This window comes from Nocardia sp. CA-084685 (assembly GCF_050955785.1).
GTDB lineage: Bacteria > Actinomycetota > Actinomycetes > Mycobacteriales > Mycobacteriaceae > Nocardia.
Window position 1 is genome coordinate 1,737,440 of sequence record NZ_CP192094.1, and the last position, 16,075, is coordinate 1,753,514.

The 16,075-nt window shown below is 64.6% G+C and carries 19 protein-coding genes and 2 pseudogenes; 12 read left to right on the forward strand and 9 right to left on the reverse strand.

Going from position 1 to position 16,075, the window contains the following annotated elements; translation table 11 throughout:
- Positions 1–109: 109 nt before the first annotated feature.
- Positions 110–2,629 (reverse strand): flavin-containing monooxygenase, encoded by a 2,520-nt coding sequence (locus ACQP2U_RS07505; RefSeq protein ID WP_433714006.1) that lies wholly within the window; start codon positions 2,627–2,629, stop codon positions 110–112.
- 7 nt (positions 2,630–2,636) lie between these two features.
- Here ACQP2U_RS07505 and ACQP2U_RS07510 point away from each other — a divergent pair, with 7 nt between their 5' ends.
- The 3 genes from ACQP2U_RS07510 (at position 2,637) to ACQP2U_RS07520 (ending at position 3,870) form a co-directional block, all read left to right on the forward strand.
- Complete coding sequence (locus ACQP2U_RS07510) at positions 2,637–3,071, forward strand: transposase (protein ID WP_433714007.1); 435 nt, start codon at positions 2,637–2,639, stop codon at positions 3,069–3,071.
- Positions 3,072–3,187: 116 nt separating this feature from the next.
- Positions 3,188–3,439, forward strand: coding sequence for a CopG family transcriptional regulator (locus tag ACQP2U_RS07515; RefSeq protein WP_433714008.1), 252 nt, complete (start codon positions 3,188–3,190; stop codon positions 3,437–3,439).
- Positions 3,436–3,870 (forward strand): PIN domain-containing protein, encoded by a 435-nt coding sequence (locus ACQP2U_RS07520; protein ID WP_433714009.1) that lies wholly within the window; start codon positions 3,436–3,438, stop codon positions 3,868–3,870. Before ACQP2U_RS07515 ends, ACQP2U_RS07520 begins: the two co-directional genes overlap by 4 nt.
- 15 nt (positions 3,871–3,885) lie before the next feature.
- Here the strand turns inward: ACQP2U_RS07520 and ACQP2U_RS07525 are convergent, their stop codons facing one another.
- From ACQP2U_RS07525 to ACQP2U_RS07535, 3 genes and pseudogenes are all read right to left on the reverse strand, one after another.
- Positions 3,886–4,026 carry a hypothetical protein gene (locus tag ACQP2U_RS07525; RefSeq protein WP_433714010.1) on the reverse strand — a complete coding sequence of 47 codons (141 nt, stop codon included), beginning with the start codon at positions 4,024–4,026 and terminating at the stop codon, positions 3,886–3,888.
- Between the two features lie 304 nt (positions 4,027–4,330).
- Positions 4,331–4,537, reverse strand: a pseudogene (locus ACQP2U_RS07530) (plasmid pRiA4b ORF-3 family protein); the annotation flags it as partial.
- Between the two features lie 63 nt (positions 4,538–4,600).
- Complete coding sequence (locus tag ACQP2U_RS07535; RefSeq protein WP_433716392.1) at positions 4,601–4,813, reverse strand: hypothetical protein; 213 nt, start codon at positions 4,811–4,813, stop codon at positions 4,601–4,603.
- Here ACQP2U_RS07535 and ACQP2U_RS07540 point away from each other — a divergent pair.
- On the forward strand, positions 4,745–4,951 hold the full coding sequence (locus ACQP2U_RS07540) for a hypothetical protein (protein WP_433716821.1): 207 nt from the start codon (positions 4,745–4,747) through the stop codon (positions 4,949–4,951). The genes ACQP2U_RS07535 and ACQP2U_RS07540 overlap by 69 nt on opposite strands.
- Before the next feature lie 57 nt (positions 4,952–5,008).
- Here the strand turns inward: ACQP2U_RS07540 and ACQP2U_RS07545 are convergent, their stop codons facing one another.
- From ACQP2U_RS07545 to ACQP2U_RS07555, 3 genes are all read right to left on the reverse strand, one after another.
- A complete protein-coding gene (locus tag ACQP2U_RS07545) occupies positions 5,009–5,395 on the reverse strand; it encodes an ArsR/SmtB family transcription factor (RefSeq protein WP_433714011.1) in 387 nt (128 codons plus the stop codon).
- Between the two features lie 577 nt (positions 5,396–5,972).
- Complete coding sequence (locus ACQP2U_RS07550) at positions 5,973–7,358, reverse strand: MFS transporter (protein WP_433716393.1); 1,386 nt, start codon at positions 7,356–7,358, stop codon at positions 5,973–5,975.
- Positions 7,359–7,497: 139 nt separating this feature from the next.
- The gene (locus tag ACQP2U_RS07555; RefSeq protein ID WP_433714012.1) at positions 7,498–8,376 is read right to left on the reverse strand and encodes a hypothetical protein; all 879 of its coding nucleotides are present in this window, start codon (positions 8,374–8,376) and stop codon (positions 7,498–7,500) included.
- A 367-nt stretch (positions 8,377–8,743) separates the two neighbouring features.
- Between ACQP2U_RS07555 and ACQP2U_RS07560 the strand changes: the two are divergent.
- Positions 8,744–9,001 (forward strand): annotated as a pseudogene (locus ACQP2U_RS07560) (DUF302 domain-containing protein); the annotation flags it as partial.
- A gap of 183 nt (positions 9,002–9,184) precedes the next feature.
- On the opposite strand, the gene ACQP2U_RS07565 reads toward ACQP2U_RS07560, so the two are convergent.
- Both ACQP2U_RS07565 and ACQP2U_RS07570 read right to left on the reverse strand, forming a co-directional pair.
- Positions 9,185–9,808: a DUF2218 domain-containing protein gene (locus ACQP2U_RS07565; RefSeq protein WP_433714013.1), complete on the reverse strand. Its 624-nt coding sequence runs from the start codon at positions 9,806–9,808 to the stop codon at positions 9,185–9,187.
- Positions 9,805–10,431, reverse strand: a complete 627-nt coding sequence (locus tag ACQP2U_RS07570; protein WP_433714014.1) for a class I SAM-dependent methyltransferase — start codon at positions 10,429–10,431, stop codon at positions 9,805–9,807. The genes ACQP2U_RS07565 and ACQP2U_RS07570 overlap by 4 nt, the downstream gene beginning before the upstream one ends.
- 108 nt (positions 10,432–10,539) lie before the next feature.
- Between ACQP2U_RS07570 and ACQP2U_RS07575 the strand changes: the two genes are divergently transcribed.
- From ACQP2U_RS07575 to ACQP2U_RS07605, 7 genes are all read left to right on the forward strand, one after another.
- Positions 10,540–11,109 carry a TetR/AcrR family transcriptional regulator gene (locus ACQP2U_RS07575; protein ID WP_433714015.1) on the forward strand — a complete coding sequence of 190 codons (570 nt, stop codon included), beginning with the start codon at positions 10,540–10,542 and terminating at the stop codon, positions 11,107–11,109.
- 10 nt (positions 11,110–11,119) lie between these two features.
- Positions 11,120–11,776 carry a class I SAM-dependent methyltransferase gene (locus tag ACQP2U_RS07580; protein ID WP_433714016.1) on the forward strand — a complete coding sequence of 219 codons (657 nt, stop codon included), beginning with the start codon at positions 11,120–11,122 and terminating at the stop codon, positions 11,774–11,776.
- A 224-nt stretch (positions 11,777–12,000) separates the two neighbouring features.
- The gene (locus tag ACQP2U_RS07585) at positions 12,001–12,282 is read left to right on the forward strand and encodes a hypothetical protein (RefSeq protein WP_433714017.1); all 282 of its coding nucleotides are present in this window, start codon (positions 12,001–12,003) and stop codon (positions 12,280–12,282) included.
- Positions 12,283–12,579: 297 nt separating this feature from the next.
- Positions 12,580–14,001, forward strand: coding sequence for an MFS transporter (locus ACQP2U_RS07590; protein WP_433714018.1), 1,422 nt, complete (start codon positions 12,580–12,582; stop codon positions 13,999–14,001).
- A 75-nt stretch (positions 14,002–14,076) separates the two neighbouring features.
- The gene (locus tag ACQP2U_RS07595) at positions 14,077–14,292 is read left to right on the forward strand and encodes a heavy-metal-associated domain-containing protein (RefSeq protein WP_433714019.1); all 216 of its coding nucleotides are present in this window, start codon (positions 14,077–14,079) and stop codon (positions 14,290–14,292) included.
- A gap of 552 nt (positions 14,293–14,844) precedes the next feature.
- Positions 14,845–15,423 carry a DUF305 domain-containing protein gene (locus tag ACQP2U_RS07600; protein ID WP_433714020.1) on the forward strand — a complete coding sequence of 193 codons (579 nt, stop codon included), beginning with the start codon at positions 14,845–14,847 and terminating at the stop codon, positions 15,421–15,423.
- 72 nt (positions 15,424–15,495) lie between these two features.
- Complete coding sequence (locus tag ACQP2U_RS07605; RefSeq protein ID WP_433714021.1) at positions 15,496–15,993, forward strand: hypothetical protein; 498 nt, start codon at positions 15,496–15,498, stop codon at positions 15,991–15,993.
- The last annotated feature ends 82 nt before the right edge of the window (positions 15,994–16,075 follow it).

A 16,075-nucleotide genomic window follows, 5' to 3' on the forward strand; every position in this document is an offset into this window, starting at 1 on the left:
GCGCAGCAACCGAGGGGCTGCCGGTCTGCACTCTTGGTGTACCCCTCGGGCCACCTGGCGCAGAGCAGTAGCGAAGACTCTCGCTTGCCATGGTCGGCGTCGACAGGAATCAACCGACGACAGTAGGCACGGTTGCGGATACCCGCGACAGCAGCGGAGTGAGAAAGTCGCACATCGCCTGTTGGATCTCCGCCGCCCGCGGGACGGCACCGGATAGCGACAGCGTCGTATGGAACAAACCGTCGAACCGCTGGCACACCGTCGGCACGCCGGCGTCGGCCAACGCCTTGGCGTAATCCTCGGCCTCGTCGCGCGTCGGATCGGCCTCCATCGTGATCACCAACGCCGGGGGCAGCCCCAACAGGTCGTCGGCGTGGTTCGGTGCCGCATGCGGCGACGCCGCGTTCGCCAGATCACCCAAATACAGCGCCCACATCCGCGCGCCGAGCTCGGCGGAAATGATCGGTCCACCGGCGTAGAGGTTGCGGGATTCGGTGTCGGCGAAAGGGTCTATCGGCGGCGTCACCAGCACCTGGGCTCGCAGTCGCGGGCCTCCCTCGTCACGGGCCCGCAGCGCCGTGACCGCGGCGAGGTTTGCTCCGGCGCTCTCGCCTCCGATCGCGATGCGGTCGGGATCCACCCCCAACGCGGCGGCGTTGTCGGCGACCCAGCGCAGGGCCGCCAACGTGTCATCTGGGCCCGCGGGGAATGGATACTCGGGGGCCAGCCGGTAGTCCGGCGACACGACAAGGGCGCCGAGCCGGTGGGCAAGTGCGGCGCACGGCTCATCGAACGCATCGAGGCTGCCACCGATCCACCCACCGCCATGGATGAACACCACCGCCGCAAGCGTGCCCTCCACTGACGGTCGATACAGCCGCGCCGCCCGCGGTCCCGCCTCGCTGGGGAAGGCGGTGTCGGTGATGGTGACATCGGGCGGCAACGGTAGCTGCATCGCCTTGAAGGTTTCCATCATGAAGCGGGCTTCCTCCAGCGAGCACTGCTCCAGCGGTTTGGCGCCCATATTCATCATGCCGGCGAGAAAGAACACCGACGCGCCGTTAAGTGTGATCGTGGGAGGGACGTCGGAATCGCTTCCGTCGAAAGAGAATCCGGCAAACGCGCTGCTTCGCGCCTCGCTGCAGATCGCCCGATACATGGGCGCACCGGTGAACAGCGAGATGGGTACTCGCGGCTTCCCCGCGATGTTGTCGCCCATGTACCAGCTCGTCGCTTTCGGGAACAACGTCGCGTCGGCGACCTCACGCACCAGGTCGTTGTACCGGGTTTCGGCCGCCTCGGTCACCTGGGCGGTGGTGTAGCCGTTGGCGTCCATGTGAGCGATGAGGGCACCGATGAAGTCAACGCTGTCCTCGATGGCGATCGGGTTGTTGAACAACGCCGCCGCGCTTTGCGGACCGTTGACATGGAACAAATTGGGGAAGCCCTCGGTGGCCGTGCCGAGGTAGGTGCGCTGTCCGTGCGCCCAGTGATCGGTCAGCGCTTCGCCGTCGCGGCCGACGACGCCCATGCGCATCAGGCCCGCCCCGCCGACGTCGAATCCGGTGGCGAGCACGATCACGTCGAACTCGTATTCCGCGGCCGTTGTGGCGATGCCCTCCTCTGTGATCCGCACGATCGGATGGGTCCGTGCATCAACCAGATGCACATGCGGCAGGTTGAAGGCCTCGTAGTAGTTGGTCTCAAACGTCGCTCGCTTTGCCCCGTAGGGGTGATCGTTCGGGCACAGCAGTTCGGCGACTTGCGGGTCCTTCACTCGCTCCCGGATGCGGTCGCGGATGTAGTCGGCCGCAGTCGCGTTGGCTTCCGGGTTGAAGATCAGGTCGTAGTAGGTCGAGGCGAGCATCCGAAATCCCCCGCCGTTGTAGTACGTGTCGTACATCTGGCGCTGCTCTTCGGGGGTGTGCGCGTGCGCCGGCAAAACGGCCCGCGGAAAAGCGGCCCCGCTGATGCTGTTGCGCGATTCTTCGCGAAGACGCGGATAGTCGGAGACAACGGAATCGAATTCCTCGTCGGTCAGTGGCCGGTTGCCGAGCGGACAAGCGAAGTTCGGGGTGCGCTGAAATACCGTCAGCTCGGCAACTTGCGGTGCGATCGTCTGGATGACCTGTATTCCGGTCGAGCCCGTGCCGACCACTGCGACCCTCTTACCGGTCAGATCAACGCCGTCGGCCGGCCAATGACTGGTGTGCACGACTGCACCCTGAAAATTGTCCTGGCCGGGAAAGTCATTTGGCTTGGAGACCGAGAAGGCCCCCGCTGCGTTGATGAAGAACCGCGCAGTAGTGGTGCGACCGTCGTCGGTGCCGACCACCCAGCGCGTCGCGGCCTCATCCCATACCACCGACGTGATCCGGGTGTTGAACTGGTAGCTCCGGCGCAGATCGAAGCGGTCACAGACATGCTCCAGATAGCGCAAGATCTCCGGTTGAGAGGCGTAGCGCTCGGTCCAGCGCCAGTCCCGCTGCAAATCCTCGTCAAACGAATACGAATAGAAGATGCTCTCGAAGTCGCAGCGCGCACCGGGATAGCGATTCCAGAACCACACTCCGCCGACACTCGGGGCAGCCTCGAAGGCCTGCACGGTCAATCCCTGCAGATTGCGCAAGCGATGGGTGGCATACAAGCCAGAGAAGCCGCCACCGACGACTACAGCGTCAACGTATGTCGATATCGATGACACGATCCGCCGCACCTATGGTTACGCCAAACAGGGCGCCGGGATCGGGTATTCGAAGGTCAAGGGCCTCAACGCGTTGATCGGGTGTGTCAGTTCACCATTGGCGCGGCCGGTGATCGTCGCGGCACGATTACGCAAGGGCGCCACCAACTCCGCGCGTGGTGCGGCGAGTTTCGTGGCCGAGGCGATCAAGACTGCCCGCGCTGCCGGTGCGTCCGGGTTGCTGGTGGTGCGGGCGGATTCGGCGTTCTACGCCGAGGAGATTGTTGCCGCGGCCAGGGCGCTGGGCGCGTATTTCTCGGTGACCGTGCGGATGAATCCCTCGATCCGGGCCGCGATCAGCGGTATCGACGAAAATTCTTGGACGTAGCCGAAGGTGCGTTCTACCCAGGTCAGGCGGCACAGGCGGAGACGGCGGCGTTTGCAGCCGAATCTTCGAGCCGCCACCAGCTGGCCAGTATGTTATGGTGCGGGTACCATAACCCTATGGGTTTGAAGAAGACGACGGTCATGGTCGACGAGTCCGACCTCGAGTTGGTGAAGATGGCCGCGGCGCGTGAAGGGCGGCCGGAGTCCGAGTACTTTCGTGAAGCTTTTCATCTGGCCGCGATACGCACTCGCCGATGGGATGAGGTATGGGACATCCCCGTTCTCGACTACGGGCATGCGGTGACGGCAGATGAAATCGATCGCACTGTGCGAGAAGCGATCACCAACACCGAAGCCGATGCTGGATGATCGTGATCGGCGACACCTCAGGTCTGGTCGCCGCTTTCAACTCCGCGGATCCCGAGCACGTCGACGCGCGCGCGGCGCTGCAGCGGGCGGCGCTGACCGTCGTCTCTCCGCTCGTCTTGCTCGAAGTGGAACACATCACCACCCGAAATATCAATCGTCAAGCCGCTTATGCGGTTAATGATTGGTTGTTGGCACAAGAACACGCCGGACGCATCGAAGTGCCCACGGTCTCGGCGGATCTGTTGCGGGTCGCGCGCAAGGTGCAGAACCGATACGCGGCCATGCGCTTGGATCTCACGGACGCCACTAATGTTTCATTGGCCGAACGATACGAAACTGTGGAGGTGCTGACGCTCGACCGACGCGACTTCCGCGCGGTTACCCCGCTCACTGGTCATGCCGCGTTCCGCCTGCTGCCCGACGATCTCTAGCCGATCTGTCGGTGCTCACGTCGGAATCTTCTTTATCGCCCGGCCTTTGGTGGTGGGAAGCAGCTGGCCGCGGTGCTTGCGCAGCAGGCCGAGCGCCTGGGCGGATTCCCGCAGGGACAGGACTGGATAGGGTTGGTCTTCCCGGGTGTTCGACACCGTCGCCGACATGGTCGAGCAGGCGCCGGTAGCGGTGTAGCGCGCGTTCGGCGGCGGCGGCGTTCACCGGCACGGGCGCGTCCAGGCGGGCACGGCTGATCAGGATGAGCAACTCGCGGCGCAACATCCCGTGCGCGGCATCCACCAGCGTCGTCGCCAGCGTGGGAGGCAGGCTTGCGGCGATTTCGTCGGTGGTGGTGCGGCGCACGAAGCCGGCGAGCGTGCGATTGATCCGGTCGATGTCGAACAGGATCGGCGGATGCGTCGATGGGTCGGACTCGTCGCTGAAAATGTCGTGGAATTCGGCGAGGACGGTGGCATACCGCGGATCGCTGGGATCAGAGGCGGCGACGAATAATTCGTAGCCTTCGGTGCCGCTGCAGTCCTCCGGCGGTCCAGGGCGCTGCCCGTCGAGACAGATCGCAAAGGGTGCCTTCGGCGGACGCGGCAGTACTTCTTCGAGGGTGACCGTGTGTTGCCAGTCGTCGCCGAAGTCGTAACAGTAGAACAGAACGTCGTCCGGCTTTGGAGCACCTCGTCGAGCCGGACTTGTTCCTCGGGCGCACCGGGCCGTTCACCGTCCTCGGCCATGTACGGGTACAGGTAGTACTCGGTGCGTGGGTTGTAGTAACTCGGTCCGCTGTGGTCTGGATTTCCTCGTGCAATTCGTCGAGAAACAAATCCGAGGACAAGTCCAACCGGCGCCACAGTGGCGGCTGTGTGTCACCGAGGATTCCTGGATGGCCTCATTGAAGGTCAGGGTGATCTGTGGCGGCGCGGTGTCGATGCGGGCGCCGTCGGCGGGATCACTCCCGGCCAAGGCGGCGTGCGCGGCGGCCGGGCCCGCAGTGAGAAGCAGCGTGGTCATCATGGCGGCGAGCACCGTGACGGTGCGCAGGAGGGAAGCGGTCAGCAACCGCAATGAACCTGATCTGAGGCGAGCACGCATTGCGGCAGCGTACGGGTTGTCCGGCCGCGCTCGTCAGGCGTGCGGCGGCTCGCCGGTGATGACATGATCCGCGTGATTGAGCCCTTCGCGGACCAGTCGAGCGAGGTGTCCGTCACGGATGCGATAGATCACGCGACGTCCCTCTTTGCGGCTGTCGACCAGGCCGGTGAAGCGGAGTTTGGCCAGATGCTGGCTGACCGCGGTGCGGGAGGTGTCGCAGGCTTCGGTGAGCGCGGTGACATCGGCTTCGCCCTCGGTGAGGATCCACAGGATGTGCAGCCGGGTCGGATCGGCGAGCATGCGGAAGGTATTGGTGGCGGCGTCCAGATGGGGCTGATCCGGGGTGATCGGATGACTCAGGCTCGCTGCGGGCAGTGCCCGCGCGGCATCCGGTATCGCCGTGCCCGCCACCGTTGTCACCGCCCTCCGGTCACCACCAATTCCGAAGCCGCGCGGATGTTTGCGGGCCATACCCGCGCGGCTGTTGCTGCTCCGAGTGTAGCCAGCGCGGCCAGCGCGAGCGCGGCGGCGAGCTGGTTTGCGCGCTAAACCATGCCTTCTGCTCCGGCACACTGTCCGGCCTCCATGCCGACACCGTGCAAGCGATACTCGCACTACAGGTCGGCGAATGCTGTGTCGAAGTCCGCGCGACAACCTGAAACCACACGACGCCGCCGATTCGCAGTTCGACCGGTTTCCCGCGCCGAGCATGCTGCTGAACGTGACGGCGCAGATCATGCTGAGACCCTGGGTGCGTCGTACCGCGAATCGCCAGATGTTGGCATGGATGCCCTTCAAGATGGTGCGAACCACACGTGGTTCAGACCGAGCTGGGCAAGCGCGTCTGGCTGGAATGGGTCGCTCGATATCGCCGTGGCCGCTCGTCGGCCATTGCGAGGACATGCTCGCCATGTACGCGACGAAACGGTCGGACGACCAGGCGGGCACCCGAGAACCGGGTGCCCGTCTCGTATCTCGTGTCGAGCAGTGTCGATCGCTAGGCTGCTGTGGCAGTTTCCAGCGGTCGTTGCGCCGGTGTGGGCCAGCGGCGGTGTTCGGTGTCGATGAGGAAGACGTGGGTGTGCCGGTAGTGGCGTTCGTCCACACGGTCGGCATCGTCCAGGCGGGCCGGGTCGATGGTGCCGACTTCGTGGAGGTGAGTCAGTTCCGCCGGGTCGTGGTGCGGCCACATCCGCAGTGCCATCGTGATTCCCGTGGCGGCGAATATCGCCAGCGTTACCCAGGTGGTGGTGAAACCGGCGATGGTGGTCAGCCATCCGGCGATCGGGTAGGTGATCAACCACGCCAGGTGGGATAGCGAGAACTGCGCCGCGAAGAGGGCGGGGCGGTCGGTGGCTTGTGAGGAGCGTCGCAGGATCTGCCCGGTCGGTGTCAGCACGGCCGCGGTGCCCGAGCCGATGAGAGCCCACACTGCGGTTGCGACGGCCCATCGCCAGTCGCCGCTGTCGGCGGTCGACAGTGCAATGGCTGCGCCGAGTCCGGTGATCAGCGTGGTCGCACCCGCGAGCATCACTGGCCGGGCGCCGATACGATCAAGGATCCGTGGGAGCGCGAGTGCGATGATCATCGTGCCGAATCCGTTGGCAGCCAATAGCATCGCGACTCCGGATTGTGTGCCGCCGAGGGTGTCGCGTACGTAGTTGACGGTGTTGACCATGATCACCGATCCTGCGGCGGCGACCACGAGGTTCAGTCCGAGCAGGCCGCGCAGTCGTGGTGTCGCGGCGAAGATGCGCAGGCCCACCATGATCCGTTCTCGGAAGGACCCCTGGATGGCGGCGGTCGCGTTCGGGATGCGGGTGGTGATCACCAAGGCGGCCGAGACGACGAAACCTATTGCGGTGCCGACGAACAGCCAGTGGAAGCTGATCACGGCCAGTGCGGCCGCGGCGAGCATTGGGCTCAGTAGGGTTTCCATGGTGGCGGCCAGTTGCGCGGCCGACAGCGCTCTGGTGTATTCGCGTTCATCGGGCAAGATGTCGGGGATGACCGCCTGATAGGTGGGAGTGAATGCGGCCGAGGCGGTTTGCAGCACCGCGATCAGGAGATAGATCTGCCACACCTGGTCGATGAACGGTAGTGTCAGTACTACGGCGGCTCGAATTGCGTTGAGCGCCACCAGGAATATCCGGCGGGGGAATCGGTCGGCGTAGGCGGCCACGATCGGTGCGACCGTCACGTAGACCACCATCTTGATGGTCAGCGCGGTGCCGAGGACGGCGGCGGCGTCGGTCCCGGCGAGTTCGTAGGCGAGCAGCCCGAGGGCGACTGTAGTGAGGCCGGTGCCGAATAGGGCCGACACCTGAGCGGTGAACAGTTTCGAATAGTCGCGGTGGCGAAACAGTGTGGCGGTCATGGGCATGGAACGCATCGCAGACACTTCCTTGGAATGAGTTGGGTGGATCACGGCTGTTGGGACAGCGACACTCACACACCTCGGGCTCCTTTCCGGACAGGCAGTGGTCGGGTGGAACATGCACCTGCTCAGCATGTTTCAGTGATCAGGCATCGGTGGTCGGCAGTGTGAACGCGGCGGTGCGGACGGCGTCACCGTGCTTGAAATCCAGGAACAATCGGTAGGTTCCGGGGCCGGGCACGGCGGTGTGGAAGGTGATGTCCGGACCTGGTGCGGTCACCCCGTCACCGGGTTCACCGTTCGGGTGGACGTGGACGTAGGCGAGATCGCCCGAGCGCAGGATCACCAAGTGACCGTAGGCGGCCAGGTAGGGCTGCAGGTCGGTGACCGGTTCGCCATCCTTGAGCACGGTGAGCGTGAGCAACCGGCCCTCGTCCGGGACCAGTTCGCCGTCGAGGGCCACCTCGTAGCCGTCCACGATCGCGGTGCGCGTGGCCGCGGGCGTGGGGCGCGGTTCGTACACGCCTGCAACGGCGAGATCCGCACCGAGGGTGATGGTCTTGCCGAGGGCTCGCGGCGCTATATCGGTGAAGACGCGGTATGCGCCCGCCTCCGGGAGATTCAAGCGCACCGTCCAGGTCCCGTCCGCGGTGAGCTGGGGGTGTACATGCCAGAAGCCGGTCAGTTCGCGTTGCACAACGATCAGGTGCAGGTCGCGGTCGTGGATGGCGGTGTAGTCGGTGACCGGCTGACCGTCGGGTCCGAGGATCCGGAACCGGAAGTCGATCTCACCCGGCCCGAGGATCGGCTCGTTGAGCTGCAATGTGTAGCCGTTCTGGGTGATCCGCAGCCCGCCCGGCAGTCCGGCGTCGTGCCCGGAATGGTCAGCGTGTCCGGCGTGCGCGGCCGCAGTCGCGTGGTTGGTGTGGTTGTCGTGACCGGCCTGTGCGCCATGGTCGTTCCCGGTATGAGCGGCGTGATCGCCGTGCGCGCCAGGGTGATTGGTGTGAGTCTGCGTGGTCATTGGCTCGGCCTCTCGATCTTGTTTCTTCGACACCGAGGAATGTATACCCCCTAGGGGTATGCATGCAAGTGTGATACGCCGCACTTGCGATTCGGTGAGCGATACACCTCTGTATGTGGCCAACTTGGCCGGAACAAACTCACGCTCGAGTGTTCGGTGTTCGGTGTTCGGCGAATGGGCTGACCAAGTCGCTCAGGCGTACTGCGCCGCCGCACCGGCAGGTGGTACCGCAGGTGCCGAGCACGCGCGCCCGAGCCGGATCGATCTACTCGGCGAGAAAGCTGACGCCACAATATTTCTGGGGTTCGGCAGGGAGGCGAAGCGGCCACGTAGGTGCCCATGGGTGGTGGTCGACCCGAGGCTGGTCAACCCACCCTTGGCCCACCGCCCGGTCGGCATCAACCGCCAGATCGGGCTTCTGCTGCCCTGCAACGTGACCGTCCGCCGCGACCCCACAGCCGACGACACCACCATCATCGTCGAAGCCATGAACCCGGATCTGCTGGTCCAAGTCACCGGCGAACCCGCACTCGAACCCATCGCCGCCGAAGCCGCCACCAAACTCCGAGCGGCAATCGAATCCCTACACGATCGGGGATCGAGTCACCTCGGTTCCCGACCGTAGGCGTCCAGTAGTGGTGCCAGGCCGACGATCATCTACCGCGACGACATTCGCCGCTCGTCCGCTTGGTGGAGGGATTGCGGCGTTCATACATGGGATCGGCAGTCGAACGCGGGTGCGCCCAGGCTCCTGTATCCGATCCCTGGTCGAGACTGGGTGGAATTGGTCCTCGGCTGGGGGCGTCGCTCAGCTCCGGTGCCGGTGCGACCGGTGCGACCATTTCCGTCGAAAGGCGATGCCGCCGAGGACAACAGCCGATTTCGCCAGTGCGAACAGAAGGATCAGGCCGGCGGTGCCGCGGATCCAGTTCCCGTTCGTCAGCACGGCGGTTCCGAGCCCGAGATGTAGTGCGATCGCCAGCGCCGCGATGACCGCCGGCAAGGCTACCGCTGCGAGTCGACGGCGATCGACCGTGCCGGGTGCCGGCGGATCATCGGGTGTATCAGGGCCGCCTGAGTCATCGGTTCTTTGCCAGTCGACGGTGGTGCCCTCGCGTCGGGCGAACCGATCGAGGTTCCTGCCGATGATGGTTTGGATCCGTACGAGCTTTTCCTCGTCGGCGGCGTCGATGCGTGCGGTCAAGGCGTCGGTTTCGGCGTGGAGGGTGCAGCGGCCCCATGAGCCGAACGCGATGACACCGTCGGTTTCCGACGATTCGATGGTGACCTCTACCTCGTCGGTGATGGGTTTGTGTCCTGGGATCCGGTGTCCGCCGGTGCCTGCCATCGCGGTGGCATGCTTGATCAGTTGAGTGAGATACCTTGTCGCGCTGTCGGTTTCGATCCGTGCCTGGACGGTCGGTGTGGTCATTGCTGCGCCGGTTCCGGCTTGGTGACCGCGACCAGCCAGGCTCGGATGCCTTCAGGGTCGGTGGTGATCTCGATGGTGGCAGCTTCGATGGAATCGACGCGCCACTCCTGCGCGAATGCGGCGGTGATCTCGTCGCGAGTCAGGCGATGCGGCCCGCCGGTACCGGGTTGGCGGTCGCTGAAGCCGAGCATGAAGTAGCGGCCGCCGGGTCGGATCACCGACCACAGCCCCGCGACGTAGGCGGCACGGTCGTTGGCGTCGAAGATGTGGAACAGTCCGCAGTCGAGCACGGTGTCGAAGGACTCGTCCCACTCGGTGAGCGCGAGTGCCTCCCGATACGAGAACCTTGCGGTCAGGCCGCGGTCGGCTGCCTTGCGCCGGGCGGAATCCAGGGCGTTGTCGGCCAGATCGATGCCGGTGGCGTCGAGGCCGAGAGCGGCGGCGAGCAGCGCGTGCTCACCGGTTCCGCAACCGATGTCCAGTACCCGCCCCCTGATCGCACCGGCCTCGGCGAGTGCGACGAAGGCGGGCTGGGGTCGGTCGATATCCCAGGGCGGTCGCTGGGCATACAGATCCGCCGCCACGGCGATGTCGGGATGAAAGTGGCTGTGTGACTGGGTCATCTGGCTCTCCACTTGTTATTTCGAGATCCCCTCATCAGATTTTGCGATACATAATGTCTACGGTCAATAGGGAATGTATTCAGTAAGGTCGCAATGTATGCTTGTCGGGTGCCGAAACTGTGGAACGAGACGATCGAGACCCATCGCAGGCAGGTGCGCACCGCGATCATGGATACGACCGCCGCGCTGGTGTTCGAGCACGGGCTGCGCGCGGTGACGATGTCGCAGATCGCCGATGCGGCCGGTATCGGGCGGGCGACGCTGTACAAATACTTCCCGGACGTGGACGCGATCCTGCACGCCTGGCATGCCCGCCAGATCACCGGTCACCTGCGCCAACTCGCCGAGATCCGGGACAGCGCGGACACTCCCGGCAAGCGCCTGCACGCCGTGCTCACCACCTATGCACACATCGCCCAGCAGACCCGAAGCCACGACACCGAGCTCGTGAAGTTCCTGCATCCCGACGAGCAGATCGCCGAAGCGCAGCAGCAGCTACGCGGCATGATCGGCGATTTGATCGCTGACGGCGCCCGCAGCGGCGAACTTCGCGACGACGTGGCCCCCGATGAACTAGCCAACTACTGCCTGCACGCCCTGACCGCTGCAGCCACCTCGACCAGCGAGGCGGCGATCGATCGCTTGGTCGCTGTCACCCTCTCCGGTCTACGAGACTGAAGATATGCCGATGGACGAACCGGATCGCCTGGCTCAGGCTCAGCGCGAGCACTGGCAGAACACTTATGCTGCCCATCCCGGGATGTATGGTGACCAACCCTCCATACCAGCACTGCATGCTGTCGAGATCTTACGGACGGTCGGCGCGAAGGACGTGCTGGAACTCGGAGCAGGTCACGGACGGGATTCGCTGCACTTCGCGCGCCAAGGCTTCGGTGTCCTGGCGACCGATTTCAGCGCTGTAGGTCTACAACAGCTCCGAGACCGCGCTGACGCTGCGGGCCTGAGGGGTCCGCGCACAGCGGTCATCGATGTGCGGGATCACCTTCCGCTGGCCGACAAATCGGTGGATGCGGTGTATGCGCACATGCTGTTGTGCATGGCGCTGTCCACGCAGGAAATCGTTGCACTGGTCGACGAGATACGGCGGGTGCTGAGACCGGGTGGCGCCTTCTTGTACACGGTGCGCCACACCGGCGATGCGCACTACGGCTCCGGTATCGCCCACGGCGACGATATTTTCGAACACGGCGGATTCGCAGTGCACTTCTTCTCACGGCGTCTGGTCGACGAACTTGCCAAGGGCTGGAAGGTGCTGGAGGTCAAGGAGTTCGAGGAAGGTGAGTTACCTCGACGACTGTGGAACGTGGTCCTGCTCCGGCCTTGATGGCACCCACCCGGCCTGAGCGTGTAGGACGACACGCCCGTTTCGGGCAGGCGAGAGCCGCGTCCGGATCATGGGAGCCCACGGAAGCGGCGAGACCTGTCAGATCCGCAGAATCGACAATTCGGCCAGAGGCAGCACGGTCCAGGGCGGCGGTCGTTCGCGCCGCATCCGCCAGTGCCGGGATATGGGCAGGTGACCGCCAGCAGACCGTTATTCAACAGCCCGTGCAGCAGCACAAGACCGAAAGCGAAGACCGCCGCCGACAGGATGAACCCGCACCCGTGCATGACCCCGTGTACGAAACCGTGATCGCCGCTGGCCGCGTACGCGTCGGCCGGCGTCACCACGACGCTCTGATGATCGAGGGAGTGATGCTCCGGGCCGGGCCCGCTCGCAAATACGCCCGCGTGCATGGCGACCGCGAACAGCAGCATGAGCAGACCGACCACCGGGCCGCCCCGCATACTCGGCGCGGCAACTGCTGTCCGACCACGCCGCCAGCATAGTGAATTTCGCCCTAACCCCGTAGGGGTATAGCGCGACAGACGCTGTCGTTGGTCGAGGTCGTCGACGTTGTCCTGCTTACGGTTCGACGGCAGCCCCACGCTCGAGGTTACCCATCAGCTCCCAGGCTGTGATCACGATTTCTCGGTGATACGAACAGCCGACGTCCAGATTGTCGCGGCGAGGGCCGCGTCCAAACGTTAGCCACACGCGACCGACTAACGCCTCTTGCGAATAAATACCCTACGGGGGTACCGTACCTTTCTCGTTACTGGCTCGAAAGAACGGAAGTAGTTGTCATGAGTACGCAGGCACAACTCACCACCGCCCGGCGGTGGTGGGCTTTGGCGGTGATCGCCGCCGCGCAGTTCATGGTCATCATGGACACCTCGATCATCGGGATCGCGCTGCCGAAGATGCAGGCCGAACTCGGTTTCTCCCAGGAGAACCTGTCCTGGGTCTTCAACGCCTACGTCATCGCGTTCGGTGGGTTGCTGCTGCTGGGCGGACGATTGTCGGACCTGCTCGGCGCGCGTCGGGTGTTCGCGGCAGGTTGGGCGGTGCTGCTCGCGGGTTCGGTCATCGCGGGCGCCGCGGGCAATGTGGCGGTCGAGTTGGCGGGCCGGGCTGTCCAGGGCGGTGGCGCGGCGCTGATCGCGCCCTCGGCTCTGACCCTGCTGATGATGCTGTTCGGCGCTTCGCCACGGGAACTGACGAAAGCGCTCGCCGTCTATGGCGCCGCGGCGCCCGCCGGCGGCACCGCGGGGGTGTTCCTCGGCGGTGTCATCACCGAATACATCAGCTGGCCTTGGGTTTTCTACATCAATATTCCGATCGCCATCGTGGCGTTGATCGCCGTTCCCGCCCTGATGCCCGCCGCTCCGGCGCGGTCTGGATCGGTGGACCTGCTTGGTTCGGCTACTGTCACCGCCGGCTTGGCCGCGGCTGTCTACGCCATCGTGCAGGCACCGGAGGTCGGCTGGACCTCGGGACGAACTGGGGGTGTCTTCGCGGTCGCGGCGGCGTTGCTGGCCGGATTCGTGTTCATCCAGTCGCGCCGTACCGAACCGTTGATGCGGCTGGGCATCTTCCGTGCCCCGAACTTAGCCGCCGCCAATATCGCGCAGTTGCTGTTGGGTGCCGCGTGGGTGCCGATGTGGTTCTTCCTGAACCTGTACCTGCAGCAGGTGCTCGGTTACAGCGCCTTCCCTTCGGGCGCGGCGCTGTTGCCGATGACGACCTTGATCATGCTTGGCATGGTGGTGCTGGCTCCGCGGGCGATGCAGCGATTCGGCGCCAAGCCGATGATCGTGACCGGTCTGATCGTTCTCGGACTCGGGTTGGCGATCATGTCGCTGGTGCGTCCGACGGGCAATTTCTGGATCGATGTTCTGCCCGCCTCGCTCGTGGCGGCCGGTGGTATGTCGCTGGCGTTCATCCCCTCCCTCGGCACCGCGATCTCCGCGGCCCGCCCGGAGGAGGGCGGTCTGGCCTCGGGCATTGTCAACGTCAGTTACCAGGTCGGATCCGCCGTCGGGCTGGCTGCGATGACCGCGGTCGCCACCGCGCTCGGCGCGGATCAGACCGGTGACCTGCCGGAATTGACCAACGGGTTCTCCGCTGCCTTCCTCGGCGCGGCTGTCATCGCACTGGCGGGCGCGGGCATCACCGCGGTGACCATGCGCGCCACCGCCCAGGAACAGGTCACTGCAACCGCTTGACAATATACCCCCTGTGGGTATGGTTGAATTCAACGAGTTCGATGGAAAGCCGTTGTGGCACAAGGAGGCAAAACCATGAGTACCGCGACCAGCACCACTGTGACGGTTACCGGCATGACCTGCGGTCACTGCGTCGCGTCGGTCCGCGAGGAGGTCGGCAAGATCGACGGCGTCACCTCCGTCGATGTCGACCTAGCCAGTGGATTGGTCACGGTCGGCAGCGCAGCGCCTATCGAGCGCGGCGTGATCGCCGGGGCGGTCGATGAAGCCGGCTACAAACTCGCCGACTGATCACTTGCCCGCATTACCTGGCTGAATCCGATGCTCGTCGGCATCGCAATGGCGTTCTTGCCGGTGCTCGTGGTCGGCAGCATCCTGCGGTTCCGCTCCGCCGTAGGTCGGCCCGCCCGAACGCAAACTGGGCGGGGACGGCAGATACGCCGTTCCCGCCCGATACCCCTAGGAGTAGCCGATGTCTGCCCTGTCGCAGACCATCACACGAATCGTGCGCCACCCGGCGACCCGGACGGTAATCCGGTGCGCTGTTGCGTGCGCTGCAGGAGCAGTTCAGCAAGCTATTCGCCGACACACGTACCTTGCGCCGAACCAGACAGGTTCGGGCCGCTGATCACGATCGAGCGTGTCCGCCCGCGCTGTCCAGTGCGAAACCGGAGTTTCGGCATCACAGAGCCGGGTAGAGCTCACGGTGGCTCAGCCATTGGTGAGCGAATCGCCGCACAGTGCCCGCGGCCACGACATCATTGTTCCTCAACCGCGAGGAGTTTGATCATGTCTGCACGCTCCACGATGCTCCGGGCGTTACCCGGTCTCGCCGCGATCGCTGTGATTCTGGCCGGATGCGGCAATGGCGACGACTCCGACACTGTGCCCGGCACAACGTCCAAGCCGAGCACGCCGGCGATGTCGATGACCACCGCAGCCCCAGCGCCCGGGTCGGATACCGCGTACAACGACGCGGATGTGACGTTCCTGCAGATGATGTATCCGCATCACGCACAGGCTGTGGAGATGGCGGATCTTGTACCCAACCGTTCACAGAACCAGCAGGTGCTCGACCTGGCCGCGAACATCAAGAAGGCCCAGGACCCCGAGATGACGCAAATCGGCGCCCTGCTGCAACGCTTCGGCAAGCCGGCACCGTCCGCCGATGCAAGCATTGGCCACGGAATGCCCGGCATGATGTCGCAAGACCAGATGTCATCGCTGGCAGCGTTGTCCGGCCTGGACTTCGACCGAATGTGGCTGGAAATGATGATCAATCACCACACCGGGGCCGTCGACATGGCCGAAACCGAACAGGCGAGCGGGACGAACCCGGAGGCCCAAAAGCTCGCCGACAGCATCATTTCCGCTCAGCAGACCGAGATCGACCAGATGAACGCGATGCTCGGGCAAAGCTGAGCGGCCCATATCAGACGCTCCAGGAGCGCGCAGCATGCTCGGTCCGCTCCGCTGTTCTCGGGCGGGTGATTGATGCCGAGGCTGGTCAGTACTGTGCAGGGGCGAACCCGTTTGTTACTCATTCGTTGTTACGATTGGTCCATTGTGAGCGTCAAAGTTCGATTGCGGCGCGGTAGCTATGCGGCGGCACTGCTGATGGCAGTGTTGCTGGTGGCGCCGATGATCGACTGCGCGCTGTTGGGTGACGCTGGACATCCGCATTCGAAGCCCGCGGCGGCCGCTGGGCATGGCATACATTCTGTGTCGGCGGATCTCGAGCATGGGGTCATCACCATTTTCGACGATCACTGCGGACCTCATATCGTCCACTGCATCGTCAAGTCAATGCTGCCCGGCACTGCGGCTGGCCTGCTGCTGGTGCAGTTGTTGACCTTGATCCTGGCGGCGGTCGTAGTTGTCGCGACCGCGCTTTGGTCCACCGGCGCTGGTATGCGTGGCCCGCCGGTGGCGTGTCTGCCCGTTAGCGATGGGCGCGACATTCTCACGCGGTTCTGTATCTCGCGACGCTGATCGGTCAGCGCCAAGCCGACGCCTTGCTGTGTTGTCGGCTGGTGTTCGCTGCCCGCTCACGTCTGCGCCGCTTTGTTGCGGC

Excerpts from the sequence above, each read along its gene's own strand:
- ACQP2U_RS07580 (WP_433714016.1), top strand. The coding sequence starts at position 11,120 with ATGGACGAACCGGATCGCCTGGCTCAGGCTCAGCGCGAGCACTGGCAG.
- ACQP2U_RS07515 (WP_433714008.1), top strand. The coding sequence starts at position 3,188 with ATGGGTTTGAAGAAGACGACGGTCATGGTCGACGAGTCCGACCTCGAG.
- ACQP2U_RS07565 (WP_433714013.1), bottom strand. The coding sequence starts at position 9,808 with ATGACCACACCGACCGTCCAGGCACGGATCGAAACCGACAGCGCGACA.
- ACQP2U_RS07520 (WP_433714009.1), top strand. The coding sequence starts at position 3,436 with ATGATCGTGATCGGCGACACCTCAGGTCTGGTCGCCGCTTTCAACTCC.
- ACQP2U_RS07555 (WP_433714012.1), bottom strand. The coding sequence starts at position 8,376 with ATGACCACGCAGACTCACACCAATCACCCTGGCGCGCACGGCGATCAC.
- ACQP2U_RS07595 (WP_433714019.1), top strand. The coding sequence starts at position 14,077 with ATGAGTACCGCGACCAGCACCACTGTGACGGTTACCGGCATGACCTGC.
- ACQP2U_RS07550 (WP_433716393.1), bottom strand. The coding sequence starts at position 7,358 with ATGCCCATGACCGCCACACTGTTTCGCCACCGCGACTATTCGAAACTG.
- ACQP2U_RS07590 (WP_433714018.1), top strand. The coding sequence starts at position 12,580 with ATGAGTACGCAGGCACAACTCACCACCGCCCGGCGGTGGTGGGCTTTG.
- ACQP2U_RS07570 (WP_433714014.1), bottom strand. The coding sequence starts at position 10,431 with ATGACCCAGTCACACAGCCACTTTCATCCCGACATCGCCGTGGCGGCG.
- ACQP2U_RS07605 (WP_433714021.1), top strand. The coding sequence starts at position 15,496 with ATGCCGAGGCTGGTCAGTACTGTGCAGGGGCGAACCCGTTTGTTACTC.